Below are 13,869 nucleotides of genomic sequence, written 5' to 3'. Positions count from 1 at the left end.
ATCCCGTTCGTCAACCGCCCAGTCGGATTATTTCTTCACCAACGGGCAGGTGGACTCGGCCAAACTGTTGAAGGCAACGTCGCCCGGAATCGTGGCGACCTTCTTCAGATAGTCCCAGGGTTCCTTGGATTCAGCCGGCGTCTTGACCTGGAACAGATACATGTCATGCACGTAGCGGCCATCCTGACGGATCCGGCCGCTGTTGTAGAAGTCATCGATCTTCATGGTCTTGAGCTGCGCCATGACCTTGTCGGCATCGGTGGTGCCGACAGCCTTGACGGCCTTCAGGTAGGTCGATGCAGCCGAATAGTCCGCAGCCTGATGCGTACTGGGCATCTGATGCATCTTTACGTAGAAGCGCTTGGCAAAGGCGCGCGAAGCATCCGTCAGATCCCAATACCAGCTGTCGGTCATGAGCAGATTCTTCGCCGTGCCCAAGCCAAGACCATGAATATCGTTGATGGTCATGAGCAACCCCACGAGCTTCATCTTGTCGGTCAAGCCGAATTGGTGGGCAGCTTTGATCGAATTGGTGGTGTCCGCTCCCGCATTGGCAAGCCCGAGAATCTGCGCGCCCGAGGACATGGCCTGCAGAATGTAGGACGACATGTCCGACGAATTGGGCGGATGCTTGACCGACCCCACAACAGAGCCCCCGTATTGCTTGACCACCGCCGACGTGTCCTGGAACAGCGAGTGACCGAAGGCATAATCGGCGACCAGGAAGAACCAGGATTTCCCGCCCTGCGCAACCACGGCCGAGCCGGTGCCACGCGCCAGCGCCACCGTGTCGTACTCGTAACTGACCGTGTAAGGCGTGCAGTTTTCGTTGGTCAGGCGGGCGGTCGCCGCAGCGATATTGATATAGGGGACCTTTTTCTCGGCCACAATGTTGTTCATGGCCAGAGCCGTGGCGGAATTCACGCCCCCGATCAGCAACTTGATATGGTCCTGGTCGATCCACGACCGGACCTGCGTGGCGGCGATATCGGCCTTGTTCTGATGGTCCGCCGACAACACCTCGATTTTCTTGCCCAGCACCTGACCGCCGGCGTCAGCCACCGCCATCCGGATGGCTTCCAGCCCGCCCGGGCCATCCGTATCCGCATAGGGCCCCGACATGTCGGTAATGAAGCCGATACGGATCACATCGTCGGCCGCGGAAGCGGTCCCGACGCATGCGGTTGCCGCCAGCACGGCAATCGCCAGTCGCGAGATACGAAATTTCACGGATTGTCTCCTTGGGATGAAGGGACCTGAACGGTCCTGTTGTTGTGTCCTGGAAGCCCCCGGGGCCGTCAGGCCTGTTGCGAACGCCGCCGTTCCTGCAGCAGCGACCTGGCAAAATCGATGCGCACGTCATGCGCGGCCGCGAGTTCGTGGGCAAGCCAGTCGATCTCCGCTCCGGTGGCCCCCGCATTGATGGCAATATTGCGCGCATGCAGTGCCATATGGCCCCGTTGAATACCCTCGGTCGCCAAGGCGCGCAGCGCCCCCAGGTTTTGCGCGAGCCCGACCGCCACCGCGATTTCCGCCAGCTCCTGGGCGGTTGTCACCCCCAGGATTTTCAACGACAAACGCGCCAGCGGATGGGTTTTGGTCGCCCCGCCCACCAGACCCACCGCCATCGGCATCTCCAGGGTCCCGACCAGATCCCCCGATACCGAGGTTTCCCAGGTACTCAACGACGTATAGCGCCCGCCGCGACAAGCATACGCATGGGCGCCGGCCTCGATGGCCCGCCAGTCGTTGCCGGTGGCCACAATGACCGGATCGATCCCGTTCATGATGCCCTTGTTGTGAGTTGCAGCCCGATACGGGTCGATGGCGGCAAACTCGCAAGCATCGACGATGCCCGAGACCACGTCGGCCCCGGCATGCTCTCCGGTTGCCAGCGCGTCGGCGGGGATCTGGACGCGGGCCCGGGCCAAGCGCAAGTCCGCCAGATTGGACAGTATGCGCAGCCGCACCTTGCCGCCCGTGATCTGTTCCAGACGCCCAGCCACGAACTCCGCCATCGTATTGACTGTATTGGCCCCCATGGCGTCCCGGACATCGACGATCAAATGCACGACCACCATGGCACCACGCCGGGTATCCGGAAACACATGCACCTCGACATCCCGGCAGCCGCCCCCCAGCTGCACCAGCAGCTGATCGCGGCTATTGGCCAAATCGATAATGTCCTGGCGCTGCCGCAGGATGGCCAGCCGGGCGCCGTAGGGATCCGTGACCCCCAGGATCTGGATCTGCGCCCGCATGATCGGCCCCGTGCTGGACGTCTGAAAGCCGCCCGCCTGGCGAGCCAGCTTGGCCATGAACGAAGCAGCCGCCACCACCGAGGGTTCCTCGACCGCCATGGGCACCAGCACGTCGCGCCCGTTGATCTTGAAGTATCCGGCCACGCCGTAGGGCAACTCAAAACGGCCCAGAACGTTCTCGATCATGCCGTCGGCAACCGCCAGCGGCAAGGCTGTGCCGTCTCCCAGCAAGGCCTGCTCGTCATCGCTCAGCCCGGCTTTCCGGGCCAGACAGGCGAGCCGTTCCGACGGAGCGAAGGAGCGGAAACCGGGCAGTGTGGAATCAATCGTCATGGTGATGTCGGTATGGGATCGTGCCGAACACGTCCCGCGAAATGGTTGGAGTGCCCTCAGTATAGAAATGGCATACGATGCGATGATATGTAGTGACCCCACAAATTTTGATTAGATTTATGGATAAAAATCACTTTTTTGGTGTCGACGACCTCGGAAGTACCGCGGGCCGGCCGCCTGCCCGCGCCGCCCGGATGCTCTGGCGGCGTATCGTAGGCCTGCTCCATGTGGATGCGGGCAAGGAGGAATTCGCGCGGCTGCTGGAACACGCCCGCAAGCTCCCCGCCAAGGTTTCCGATCGCGAGGACCTGATCCACTGTATCGAGCTTGCCCTGACCGTCAAGGAACGGATCGAACTGCATCAAGAGCGCGAGCGCGGCTTGCTTGCCGTCCTGGAAACCGCCCAGGATCTGACCGCCATCACCGACCCTGACCATATCCTGGAGGCCATCGTCCAACGCGCCCGCAAACTGCTGGGCAGCGACGTCGGATACCTGTCGATTCACGACACGGAGCGGAACGATTTCTACGTCCGCGCCACCGATGGGGCCTTCTCGGAGAATTTCATCCACATCCGGGTGCCACGGGATGTCGGCATCTGCAACTTTGTCGCCCGGCACCGGATGCCCTATGCCTCATCCGATTACGGTGTCGATGGCCGCTTCCCGCATGACATCGGCATCGACTCCGCTGTCGTCGAGGAACACATCGTCTCCATCCTGGGCGTACCGCTGCTGGCCGGGGCATCCGTCATCGGCGTCCTGTTCGTCGGCGACCGCTATGTGCGCAGTTACACCCCCTGGGAAAAGCACATCCTGTCGATCCTGGCAGCCCATGCATCCGTCGCGTTGAACAACGCCCGCTTATTCGAGCAGACGCAAACCGCGCTGCGCCAGGCCAGCGACACCAACCTGGAACTGGCCCGGCGCACCGCGGACGCCGACCGCGCGGCCCAGGCACACGAACGGCTGACGGCACTGGCCGCGCGCGGGGGCAATCTGTCCGATATTTGCGACATGGCGGCCTCCATGCTGGGCGGCCGGGTGACGGCCTATGACGGCGGGGAACGAGAAATCGCCTGCGCTGGAGAGCCACCGCAAAATCCCACCACCGATACCGAGGCAATCGACCCGGACGAAGGCGCGTTGCATCGGGCGCTGCACGAAAGCCGGATTGCGGGCCGATCGATCGAGGTGCGGCCGGATGGCCGGATCCGATACCGGGTCGCGGCAGCCACCAGCGGCTCGAGCCTGCTAGGCGGACTGACCATTCGGACGGCCGCTCCGTTGCGCGATGCGGATATCCGGACGTTCGAGCGTACTGCCGTGTTGGCCAGCGTCGTCCTGCTGTCGCGCGAGCAGCGGGAATCGGCCGGGCGACAGGCCCTATCGGCCCTGGTGCATGAACTGATCGGATTGCCGCAGGATCTCATGATCAAGTCCGGGCGGCTGGCGATGCGCCACGGGCTGGATCCGGCTCTGCCGATCCAGCTCATCCTGCTGGCAGGCACCGACGCCGGCGCAGGGCTACCGACGGAATGGACACCCAGAACCACGGCGGGGCTGGCACATGCCATTTTCGGCGTGGTCCGAGGCTCTCTGGTGATTCTCGCCAATTCCAGGCACGTACCCGGCATCGTGCGCCAGCTACCGGGGTTTCTGGGGAATACCTGGCATCAGGCCCTGACAGGCGTGATCTCGGATCCAGTGCCCGCTTTCAGTCAGGTCAATGCGGCATACCACAGGGTGCTGCAGTGCCTGCGCATTGTTCAGGCACTCAACTACCCACAACGGCTGTTCCAGGAAGCGGAGCTTGCGCTGTATGCCCTGTTGCTGGACCGGGAACTGGACCTGGACACCTATTTGCGCGCCACGCTGGGTACCCTTTACAGCCCAAGGGACCGCCGGAAATGCCGCCTCGCGCGCACAGCCCTGACTTGGCTGGATTCAGCCCGCCGTCCGGCGGCCACCGCTCGAACATTGGGCATCCATCCCAATACCGTGCATCAAAGACTGGCGACCGTGGACGCACTACTGCCGGACTGGCGCCACCATCCCCGGGTCCTGGACGTGCACATCGCCCTGCGCCTGTGGGGCCTGGCCGGACACTGGGAGACTCAGGACGCCTGCGACTCCAGCCAGGCCAGCACCGTGGCCGCAGCTTCGTCGGGCGGGAACACCGGATAGAACACCTGTTCGATCACGCCATCGCGTACGATCAGCGTCAGGCGCTTGAGCAGTGTCATCCCGGCAACCTCCATCGTGGGCAGCCGCAGTGCGTGCGTCAACGCCAGCCCCGCATCGCTGAGCACCGGAAACGGCAGCCCGAGGCGCTGCGCCATTTCCCGCTGATAATCGGTGTCCTGCGTGCTCAGGCCGAATACCGCGATTCCAAGCGCGGAGAACCGGGCGTCGACGGCCTTGAATCCCAAGGACTCGGGCGTGCAGCCGCGCGCGCCCGGAATATCGTTCCAGCCGGCCGGCAACGGCACGTCCGGCTGTCCGGTCATGGGGTAGGCGTAAATGACCACGCGGCCGGGGATCCGGTTCAGCGCAACGCGCTGTCCCATCGTGGACGGCAATACGACGTCGGGCATCGGCAACCCGGTCAAATGATCCGCCTCGCCATCGTCCACGGGACGGGGCAGGTCATCGGGAAACGTTTTGAACAGCAGCGGGTCAACCATCGGTATTCTCCTTGGGGGTCATCCGGCATCGGGAAACAGGCCCGCGGCAGCGCCGCGCCCCGAATCAGGCGTGTGCTTCGCGCCGCAGCAATTCACGCTTGCGATCCACGCCCCAGCGGTAGCCCGAGATGCCGCCGTCCTGCCGCACGACACGATGGCAGGGGATGGCGACGGCGAGATGATTAGCCGCACAGGCCCGGGCGACCGCGCGTGCCGCCTTCGGGGCGCCGATCCGCTCGGCGATCTCAGCATAACTCACCGTGGCGCCCGGCGGAATCCGACGCAGCGCCTGCCAGACCCGCTGCTGAAACGCCGTGCCGCGCACGTCCAGCGGCAGATTCAGCCCGATGGCCGGCGCCTCGACGAACCCCACCACCTGGGCGACCAGCTGTTCGAAACCACCGTCACCGCCGATCAGCCCGGCCCTGGGAAACTGGTCCTGCAGATCACGCACCAGACGGTCCGGGTCGTCGCCCAGCAGAATGGCGCACACGCCGCGCTGGCTCTGCGCGACCAGGATCGCGCCCAGCGAACATTGGCCGACGGCAAACCGGATCACTGTCCCGGTGCCGCCGGCACGGTATTCCCCGGCGCGCATCCCCAACACACACCCGGACGTTTCATAGAAACGGCTGCTGGAATTGTAGCCCGCGCCGTAGATCGCGTCGGTGACCGTGCCGCCCGCGCTCAGGGCCTCGCGCAGCCTGCGCGCACGGTACGCCACGGCGTAGGCCTTGGGCGTCAGCCCAGTTTCGGCCTTGAAGACCCGATGAAAATGAAAGGGGCTCATGCCGGCCCGGGCAGCCAGCGCATCGAGCGTAGGCGGGATTTCCGACGATTCGATCAGGCGGCAGGCCCGCGCGACCAGCGCCGAGTGCGCCATCGCGGCGGCCGTCCGGTGGCCCTCCGCGCGATGGCCGAGCCGGTCGGCGGCGGTCTGCGCCTCGGCGGTTTCGCGGGCATCCATCATCGTGGTGCGAGTGTCCATGGCGTCATCTCCAGTTCGCGGTGGATGTCAGCATAGGCTAGAATCCGGCGCCAAGAACCCCGTTTCTTGCGGCCAAACGCATTCCCCGGAGCCGTTCTGCGCATCGGGATGCGCCGCGGACGTCGGGTCGCTGCCGTGCGCAATCAAGCGCCGCGGACGCTTTCCTGGCCGCCCACGGCGCTATCCTGAAAGGTCCTGGCATAAAAGCGGGCCGCATCAAGGGCGGCGCCGTCGTACCAGAGGCAGATCGTGTTCTTGCGGGTCATGTCGTGCTCCTTATAGAAGAACGTGACTGACCGCTCGTGCGCCGGATCGCCGTCCAGGGTGAAGGCTACATAGAAGATCTTCGCGCTGGGGCGCGAACTGCTGGCGTCCACGGCGGTCAGGTGGCCCGCCCGGGCCGTATAGGCCAACGTCCGGCCGTTCAGACGCAGCACATGATGCGTCACCGCGGCGCGTTCCGTCGCATCCGTCACGGAATCATCCGGACCATTGCCATAAGCCACCGGATCGGAATAGGGTTGGTCTTTCATCGCGCCTCCCCTGAAAATGTCGGGCCGCCCTCCTGTCCACCGATTTCATTTAACTGCCCGGCCCCCGGCAGGGCAATGGGTTCTTACATGATCGGCACCGGCTTACGCTTCAGCCATGCGGGCCGCCACTGCGCATCAACCCCCTCCCGTCGCGTTCACGCGAGCGTGCGGGACAGGGGGCGGTGAACCGGACAGAAATCAATCTACGCCCTGAAGATTCAGCGGTATGATCTAGTCGGTCGTAGGGTTATCAGGATTGGTTGATGAAGGCCTATGGCAACCCGGCCGGCAAGGTCACGGTCGAACAGGTCACGGCCTTGAGAAGCGGTACCCTCGCCGGGCCCGATGCCGGGGCGCGGCTGCTGCTGGCCGCGCGGATCGGCGTGGCAGTCGTGGGGATCATCGTGCTGCTCATCCTGTACGCGATCTTCCGGCGGCGGCGCCAGGCGCGCCCGACGCGGCGCGCCTGAACCTCGGGCAGAATTCAGGCGCTGTCCACCGCAGCGCCCGGATCCTGATGCGAATGACTGAACCTGATTCTCGCCGGACAACCGCCATACCCTGAGGAGGAGCCCAGCCCATGCGTCTTTCCAGGACCCGCTTCCGGGCCATGATGAAAGCAGCGGGTCAGGCGCTCCTGCATGGCCGCCACCACGCGGTGGACCGAAACACCGAAGAGCCTACCCGCCGCACCACAGTTCCAGACACGACGGATGCAACCCAGCTCGCGCGGTCCGTCAAGCCGCTGCACCTGTCGCACGCCGCGCAATCCGGATTCGTTCCGCTCTCCAATGGGCGGGCCGCCTTTGCGGCACGCGTCGCGCTGGCCGATGCGGCTGAATGTTCCCTGGATGTGCAGTACTACATCTGGCATGACGACATGACGGGCCTGTTGCTCTTTGACGCCCTGCGTCGCGCAGCCGAGCGCGGCGTGCAGGTACGGCTGCTGCTCGACGACAACAACACGGCGGGCCTGGACACGATCATCGCCGGGCTGAATGCCCACCCGAATATCGAGGTAAGGCTGTTCAACGTCTTTACCGTGCGCCGCTGGCGGGCGCTGGGCTACCTGACCGATTTCTCACGCCTGAACCGGCGCATGCACAACAAATCGTTCACAGCGGACCGCCAGGTCGCCATCGTGGGGGGACGCAACATCGGTGACGAGTATTTCGAAGCCGGGAACAATGCCCTTTTCATCGATCTCGACATCCTGGCAATCGGCCCGGTGGTGGGCGACGTCGCAGAAGACTTCGAACGCTATTGGACAAGCGACTCATCCCGACCTGCGGAGCAGATCGTCCGCAAGCCGCACGCCGAGGCAATCGCCGCGTTCTCGTCGATCGGCGACCAGGAGGCCGGCAAGCCTTATGCCAGTGCCTATACCGAGGCGATCTTCCAGGAAGCGTTCGTGCACGATCTGCTGACTGGCCGACTGCGCTTCGAATGGGCCAACGTGTCGCTCGTGAGCGACAACCCGGACAAGGGCCTGGACAAAGCGCCGCGCCACACCTTGCTCTGGCCCAGGCTGCAGACGATCCTGGGCGGCCCCACCACAGAGCTGGAATTGGTCTCGCCCTATCTCGTGCCCGCGGGGGCGGGGGTCGACGCGTTTGCGGCGCTCGTTAAAAAAGGCGTGAAGGTCACATTGCTGACCAACTCGCTGGAGGCCACCGATGTGGTCGCAGTCCATGCCGGCTACGCCAAGCGGCGCAGGCCGCTGCTCGCGGCGGGCGCCACCCTGTTTGAACTGAAACGGATGGCGTCCATTCCGAAGATTCGCGACAGAGGGCTGACGGGGGGGTCGGGTTCCAGCCTGCACGCCAAGGTATTTTCCATCGACCGCCAGCGTGTCTTCATCGGCTCTTTCAACTTCGATCCGCGTTCCCGGAAGCTGAACACTGAAATGGGGTTCGTCATCGAAAGCCCGGATCTGGCGGGCCAGATCGCCGACAACCTGGACAGGCTTCTTGCATCCCATGCCTATGAGGTGCGGATCGGCGGTAACGGAAAACTGGAATGGGTCGAACAGGTCGATTCCGCAACAGTCGTGCGCCATCACGAACCCGGCGCCACCTTCTGGCGCCGGGCCGGTGTCGCGGTCGCGGCCCTGCTGCCGATTGACTGGCTCTTGTAGGCTACTGCTTCGTCTTAAGCTCAAGACGAAGTCTGTGCATCGTTGTCGATGGGAATGACCTGCCCGGAAATCGATTTCCCCGCCTCCGACGCCAGGAATACGGCCAGGGCAGCGATGTCCTTCGGATCGACAAAGCGCTTGAGCGACTGGATACTCATTGCAGCCTGCCGCACTTCATCCAGCGTCTTGTGCTCCGCATCGGCCCTGCCCTGAAGAACACGCTCGATGCGATCTCCGCCAACGGCACCCGGCGCAATCGCATTGCAGCGGATGTTGTACGGGCCTAGCTCACGGGACAAGGTTTTCGCAAAGCCAATCAAGCCCATCTTTGCCGTGCAGTACGCGCTGCGATTCGGATAGCCAAAGCGCCCGCCCACCGAGGACATCACGATGATGCTTCCCGCCGCCGATTTTTTCAGGTAAGGGATTGCCAAGCGCGTGACGTGGAAGGTGCCGATGACATCCACCGTCATGACGGCTTCCCATTGATCAGGGTCGGCCGTCTCGACCGGCGCCGTGGGCCCCGCGATGCCGGCGTTGTTCACCAACACATCGAGACCGCCCAGCGCGTCGGCGGCGGCGGCCACCATCCGCTCGATGTCTTGTCGCCGGGAAATGTCGCACACGATGGTCTTCAGACCTGGAATGTCCTTGGCGGCTGTCTCCAGCGCCTGCTCATTGATGTCGCACACACAGACTTTGGCACCGCCTGCGGTGAACGCCCGTGCGATTTCCTTGCCGATGCCGGCTGCGCCGGCTGTGATCAGAACACGTTGTGCCATCACAATATCTCTGTTGTCGATAAACCTCAGTGAGCCGTCTGACCAGCATCACAGCGCGGCCCGTGGACGCGTCAGCGCGCCGCCAGCCACGCGCGTGCGGCCACCACCATCGCCTCCACGCCGGTTTCCAGCGTTGGATGCAGGACCGGCAGGAAGTGGGGACTGTGATTGCTCGGGATCTCGTTGACGCGGTTCTCCGCCTTCGCCTTCGCGTAGAGGTCTGGATCCGTGCCGCCCACGAACCAGAAGACCGAGGGAACGCCCCACTGTGTGCCGAACGAACCGAAGTCTTCGCTCGCCGAAGCGGGCCCCACTTCGCGCACGCGATCCACGGAGAAGTGGTCGCGGAAGACGGCCGCCACCCGCTCGGTGGCCTCTTGATCGTTGCTTGCCAGGGGGTAGCGATCGAGCGGCGTGATCTCAGGCGGCTTGGGCGCGCCCGAGGCTGCAGCCTCTGCGTTGACGATGCGGGTGATGGCGGCCAGCACCCGCGCGCGAACCCCTTCGTCGAAGGTACGCACGTTGAGCTTGATGATGGCTTCGTCCGGGATGACGTTTTCTTTGGTACCCGCCTGCAGGGCACCCACCGTCACGACAGCAGCCTCGGACGGAGCCAGCTCGCGTGCGACGATGGTCTGGAGTCGCAGCACCACCGAGGCCGCCATGACGACCGGATCGATGCTCGCCTGTGGCATGGATCCATGCGCCCCCCGCCCAAAGAGCCGGATCTGAAAGCTGTCGGCCGCCGACGTGATCGTGCCCACGCGCCCACCCAGGGCGCCCGCGGGCCCCACCATCACGTGCTGGCCCAGCACCACCTGGGGCTTGGGAAAGCGCTTGAAAAGGCCATCGCCTATCATCGCCCGCGCCCCGGCCGCCGTCTCTTCGGCGGGCTGGAAAACAGCCATGACCGTTCCTTTCCAGGCCGCGCGCGTTTCCGCCAGCACCGCGGCAGCGCCCAGCAGCCACGTGACGTGCATGTCGTGGCCGCAGGCGTGCATGACCGGGACGACATGACCATCGGGGCCCGTTGCGGTCACCTTGCTGGCATACGGCACCCCCGTCGCTTCCTGGATGGGCAGCGCATCCATATCGGCACGCAACATCACGACCGGACCGTCGCCATTTTTCAGCAGGCCGACAACACCGGTTTTGCCCACGCCTGGAGTGACTTCAAACCCCGCCTGACGCAGACGGTCGGCGACCAGGCCGGCGGTGCGCGTTTCCTGCATGGAAAGTTCAGGATGAGCATGGATGTCGGTATAGACCTTTTCAAGATCGGGGAGCAATCCGTTCAACGGCCCCAGCAGGGCATCATTTCCAGGTTTTTGAGTCTTACTCATCGCAATCAACCTCAAGTTGCAAGATCATCGGTCACCACGGCGCCGATTCAACCATACGCCGGCCAATACCACCCACCCGAGCACGTCTCGGATACGTTTCAATTCAATTCAGGCCCGCGTCTTCGTCCCCTTCGGAATCGTGAGCATGATTGACAGGATGGCCACCGCAACCATCAACACGTTGAATCCCAACGCGATCATGGCGGCTTCCCGAACCGCCAGATTATCCTGGCGCCCGACAAAGGTAATCGTACCCGCAAGCCAATCCGCGCCATTGCCGTTCAGCGCGGTGAAGATGGCGGCGGAGATCGCCACACCAAAAGCGGCGCCCAGCGACGAGGCCATCTTGTAAATACCGGATCCGGACCCCGTCTGGGCCGCCGGCAGATTGGACAACGCGGCATCCGTCGAAGGCGTTGCATAAAACGCCAGACCGACTCCGAAGAGCGCATAGCCGACGCTTGCGAACACCTTATAGTCCGACAGCATCAGATTGGCGGGCGACACCAGGATGATCGCCAGGCCCGTGATCAGGCAGCCCCAGATCATCGGCTTGCGCGGTCCAAAACGCTGCAGAAGCTTTTCACCTACACGGATGAACGCAATGATGGCAACGGCGTAGCCCAGCGTCAGGAAACCCGCCTGTTCCGCGTTCATACCGCCACCGATCTGCACCAGCTGCAGCGACACGATCAGTGTGCCAGCGGTGCCATTGATCAAAAAATTGGAGATGGTCGCCCCTGTGTAAGTTGCGTTCTTGAACAGCTTGAAGTCGAAGAATGCGGTCGACTTCTTGCTTTCAATCCGCAGGAACATCCAGCCGAACACGATCAACACGACCCACAATACAAGCCCGATGGGGCTCGTCCACCCCAGCTTGTTGCCCTGCGTCACCAGAACCTGCAGCGCCACCATGGTGACCATGAACGTCAGTACGCCAGACAGATCGAACTTGTATTCGCCCTTCGTCTCGACCTTGCTCTCGGGCGCGCCCCGCATCATCCAGAGGCCAAGCAGACATATCACGATGTCCACCCAGAAGATCGAGCGCCAGCCGAAATTCTGCGACATCAGCCCGCCGACGAGCGAACACAGGCCCGAGCCGCCCCAGGAGCCGATCGACCACATGCTGATGGCGCGCTGACGATCCGGGCCCTCGTCCCAAAAGGCCTTCACCAATGCCAGACTGGCAGGCATGATGCAAGCGGCCGAAAGCCCTTGCAGCGCGCGACCCAACAGAATGACAGGCGCCGCCAGATAGCCCTGCGGCGTGATTGCCACGAGCAACGAACCGACGATACTCAGATAAAAACCAATACGAGTGATCTTCAGCCGACCCACGCGGTCGGCCAAGCCGCCCACGACCACGATGAAAATACCCGAGAACAGCGAGGTGATGGCGACTGCGACGTTCATGACGCTCGCATCCACCCCTAGGGTGCGGCCCATATCGGGCGCTATGTTGAGCGTGGTCTGAGCGAAAAGCCAGAATGCCACGACGCCCAGGATGATGCCGAAAAGCAGCCGGTCATTGCCTTTGTATGCCTGCCCGGCTTGAGGATTGGTACCCATACCGCTCCCTAGATGTGAAGTTTCAATAGGTTGTATGCATGGTTCATCCGAACCGGATTTGAGAAACTGGAAGTCACCACAACACCCAGTATTCTCAGGAGACCGGCCGGATGAACATTCATAAGCATGCCCGATTGACCTTTAGCCGTCGACTGGAAATGGTCCAGCAGCTTGTTACCCAGCAGTGCCGCACAGGAGAGGCCGCGCAGACCTACGGCGTCACGCCCGCGACCGTACGCAAGTGGCTGGGCCGCTTCCTGGCCCAAGGCCAGGGAGGGCTGGCCGATGCCTCATCGCGTCCCATCCTGTCCCCGCGCGCCATTGCCCCCGCCCAGGCACTGGCCATCGTCGAGCTACGCCGCAAACGATTGACCCAGGCCCGTATTGCCCAAGCCCTGGGCGTATCGATCAGCACCGTCAGCCGTGTGTTGGCGCGTGCCGGGATCTCCCGCTTGACTGACCTGCGGCCCCTCGAACCGGTGGTGCGCTACGAGCATGCCACGCCCGGCGATCTGCTGCATATCGACATCAAGAAGCTGGGCCGTATCGTGCGGCCCAGCCACCGCGTCACCGGCAACCGGCGCGACAGCGTGGAGGGAGCCGGCTGGGACTTTGTCTTTGTGGCTATCGACGACCATGCTCGCGTCGCCTTCACTGACATCCATCCCGATGAGCGTACCGGCAGCGCCGTGCAATTCCTGCGCAACGCGGTGGCCTACTATGCTCGCTTGGGCGTCACCGTCCAACGCCTGCTCACCGATAACGGCTCAGCCTTCCGTAGCCGGGACTTCGCTGCAGCATGTCGCGAACTGGGCATCAAGCATTCCTTCACCCGGCCCTATCGGCCCCAGACCAACGGCAAAGCGGAGCGTTTTATCCAATCCGCCTTGCGCGAGTGGGCCTACGCCCAGACCTACCAGAACTCTCAGCATCGAGCTGATGCCATGAAGTCCTGGTTACACCATTACAACTGGCATCGCCCTCATCAGGGCATTGGACGGGCTGTACCCATCTCCAGACTCAAGCTGGATGAATACAACCTATTGACAATCCACACCTAGAGCGCCCGCACCACCCCGTAATAGAGGTAGACGCGCTCAAAAAACGCTATCGGCCGACGACGACCGTCCGTCGTCCCGGTGCCACCATGCCGAGTTTACACCTACCGTCTGACTCATGGCTTAACCGACTGCGAGGATGCGCTCACAGACACCGGGGGCATGAGAAAATGCGG

At 63.3% G+C, this 13,869-nt stretch carries 12 protein-coding genes; 4 read left to right on the top strand and 8 right to left on the bottom strand.

Annotated elements, in window-relative coordinates:
- Positions 1-27: 27 nt before the first annotated feature.
- Together ABCV34_RS01080 and ABCV34_RS01075 are read right to left on the bottom strand one after the other, a co-directional pair.
- The gene (locus ABCV34_RS01080) at positions 28-1,203 is read right to left on the bottom strand and encodes an ABC transporter substrate-binding protein (protein WP_345798662.1); all 1,176 of its coding nucleotides are present in this window, start codon (positions 1,201-1,203) and stop codon (positions 28-30) included.
- Positions 1,204-1,298: 95 nt separating this feature from the next.
- Entirely contained in the window at positions 1,299-2,594 is a 1,296-nt protein-coding gene (locus ABCV34_RS01075; protein WP_345797407.1) for a hydroxymethylglutaryl-CoA reductase, degradative, read from the bottom strand.
- Between the two features lie 119 nt (positions 2,595-2,713).
- On the opposite strand from ABCV34_RS01075, the gene ABCV34_RS01070 reads away from it, so the two are divergent.
- Positions 2,714-4,780, top strand: a complete 2,067-nt coding sequence (locus tag ABCV34_RS01070) for a GAF domain-containing protein (RefSeq protein ID WP_345797406.1) — start codon at positions 2,714-2,716, stop codon at positions 4,778-4,780.
- On the opposite strand, the gene ABCV34_RS01065 is transcribed toward ABCV34_RS01070, so the two are convergent.
- The 3 genes from ABCV34_RS01065 to ABCV34_RS01055 form a co-directional block, all read right to left on the bottom strand.
- Positions 4,711-5,280, bottom strand: a complete 570-nt coding sequence (locus tag ABCV34_RS01065; RefSeq protein ID WP_345797405.1) for a peroxiredoxin — start codon at positions 5,278-5,280, stop codon at positions 4,711-4,713. The two genes, ABCV34_RS01070 and ABCV34_RS01065, sit on opposite strands and share 70 nt — an antisense overlap.
- A gap of 64 nt (positions 5,281-5,344) precedes the next feature.
- The gene (gene ada, locus ABCV34_RS01060) at positions 5,345-6,250 is read right to left on the bottom strand and encodes a bifunctional DNA-binding transcriptional regulator/O6-methylguanine-DNA methyltransferase Ada (RefSeq protein ID WP_345798661.1); all 906 of its coding nucleotides are present in this window, start codon (positions 6,248-6,250) and stop codon (positions 5,345-5,347) included.
- 161 nt (positions 6,251-6,411) lie between these two features.
- Positions 6,412-6,801 (bottom strand): VOC family protein, encoded by a 390-nt coding sequence (locus tag ABCV34_RS01055; RefSeq protein ID WP_345797404.1) that lies wholly within the window; start codon positions 6,799-6,801, stop codon positions 6,412-6,414.
- Between the two features lie 263 nt (positions 6,802-7,064).
- Between ABCV34_RS01055 and ABCV34_RS01050 the strand changes: the two genes are divergently transcribed.
- Positions 7,065-7,271 carry a hypothetical protein gene (locus ABCV34_RS01050; protein ID WP_345797403.1) on the top strand — a complete coding sequence of 69 codons (207 nt, stop codon included), beginning with the start codon at positions 7,065-7,067 and terminating at the stop codon, positions 7,269-7,271.
- 110 nt (positions 7,272-7,381) lie between these two features.
- Positions 7,382-8,938 carry a phospholipase D family protein gene (locus ABCV34_RS01045; protein ID WP_345797402.1) on the top strand — a complete coding sequence of 519 codons (1,557 nt, stop codon included), beginning with the start codon at positions 7,382-7,384 and terminating at the stop codon, positions 8,936-8,938.
- Between the two features lie 20 nt (positions 8,939-8,958).
- Here the strand turns inward: ABCV34_RS01045 and ABCV34_RS01040 are convergent, their stop codons facing one another.
- The 3 genes from ABCV34_RS01040 to ABCV34_RS01030 all read right to left on the bottom strand — a co-directional run bounded on the left by ABCV34_RS01040 (position 8,959) and on the right by ABCV34_RS01030 (position 12,635).
- Entirely contained in the window at positions 8,959-9,720 is a 762-nt protein-coding gene (locus tag ABCV34_RS01040; RefSeq protein WP_345797401.1) for an SDR family oxidoreductase, read from the bottom strand.
- A gap of 71 nt (positions 9,721-9,791) precedes the next feature.
- The gene (locus ABCV34_RS01035; RefSeq protein ID WP_345797400.1) at positions 9,792-11,063 is read right to left on the bottom strand and encodes a M20 family metallopeptidase; all 1,272 of its coding nucleotides are present in this window, start codon (positions 11,061-11,063) and stop codon (positions 9,792-9,794) included.
- Positions 11,064-11,171: 108 nt separating this feature from the next.
- Positions 11,172-12,635, bottom strand: a complete 1,464-nt coding sequence (locus ABCV34_RS01030; protein ID WP_345797399.1) for an MFS transporter — start codon at positions 12,633-12,635, stop codon at positions 11,172-11,174.
- A 110-nt stretch (positions 12,636-12,745) separates the two neighbouring features.
- Here ABCV34_RS01030 and ABCV34_RS01025 point away from each other — a divergent pair, with 110 nt between their 5' ends.
- Positions 12,746-13,696, top strand: a complete 951-nt coding sequence (locus ABCV34_RS01025; protein WP_345797398.1) for an IS481 family transposase — start codon at positions 12,746-12,748, stop codon at positions 13,694-13,696.
- Positions 13,697-13,869 lie beyond the last annotated feature (173 nt).

The organism is Castellaniella sp. MT123 (genome assembly GCF_039614765.1).
GTDB lineage: Bacteria > Pseudomonadota > Gammaproteobacteria > Burkholderiales > Burkholderiaceae_B > Castellaniella.
This window is presented reverse-complemented; position numbering and strand designations above follow the sequence as displayed.

Bases quoted from the DNA above. Each gene is read 5' to 3' on its own strand.
- ABCV34_RS01030 (WP_345797399.1), bottom strand. From the start codon at position 12,635: ATGGGTACCAATCCTCAAGCCGGGCAGGCATACAAAGGCAATGACCGG.
- ABCV34_RS01075 (WP_345797407.1), bottom strand. From the start codon at position 2,594: ATGACGATTGATTCCACACTGCCCGGTTTCCGCTCCTTCGCTCCGTCG.
- ABCV34_RS01025 (WP_345797398.1), top strand. From the start codon at position 12,746: ATGAACATTCATAAGCATGCCCGATTGACCTTTAGCCGTCGACTGGAA.
- ABCV34_RS01050 (WP_345797403.1), top strand. From the start codon at position 7,065: ATGAAGGCCTATGGCAACCCGGCCGGCAAGGTCACGGTCGAACAGGTC.
- ABCV34_RS01035 (WP_345797400.1), bottom strand. From the start codon at position 11,063: ATGAGTAAGACTCAAAAACCTGGAAATGATGCCCTGCTGGGGCCGTTG.
- ABCV34_RS01055 (WP_345797404.1), bottom strand. From the start codon at position 6,801: ATGAAAGACCAACCCTATTCCGATCCGGTGGCTTATGGCAATGGTCCG.
- ada (WP_345798661.1), bottom strand. From the start codon at position 6,250: ATGATGGATGCCCGCGAAACCGCCGAGGCGCAGACCGCCGCCGACCGG.
- ABCV34_RS01070 (WP_345797406.1), top strand. From the start codon at position 2,714: ATGGATAAAAATCACTTTTTTGGTGTCGACGACCTCGGAAGTACCGCG.
- ABCV34_RS01045 (WP_345797402.1), top strand. From the start codon at position 7,382: ATGCGTCTTTCCAGGACCCGCTTCCGGGCCATGATGAAAGCAGCGGGT.
- ABCV34_RS01065 (WP_345797405.1), bottom strand. From the start codon at position 5,280: ATGGTTGACCCGCTGCTGTTCAAAACGTTTCCCGATGACCTGCCCCGT.
- ABCV34_RS01040 (WP_345797401.1), bottom strand. From the start codon at position 9,720: ATGGCACAACGTGTTCTGATCACAGCCGGCGCAGCCGGCATCGGCAAG.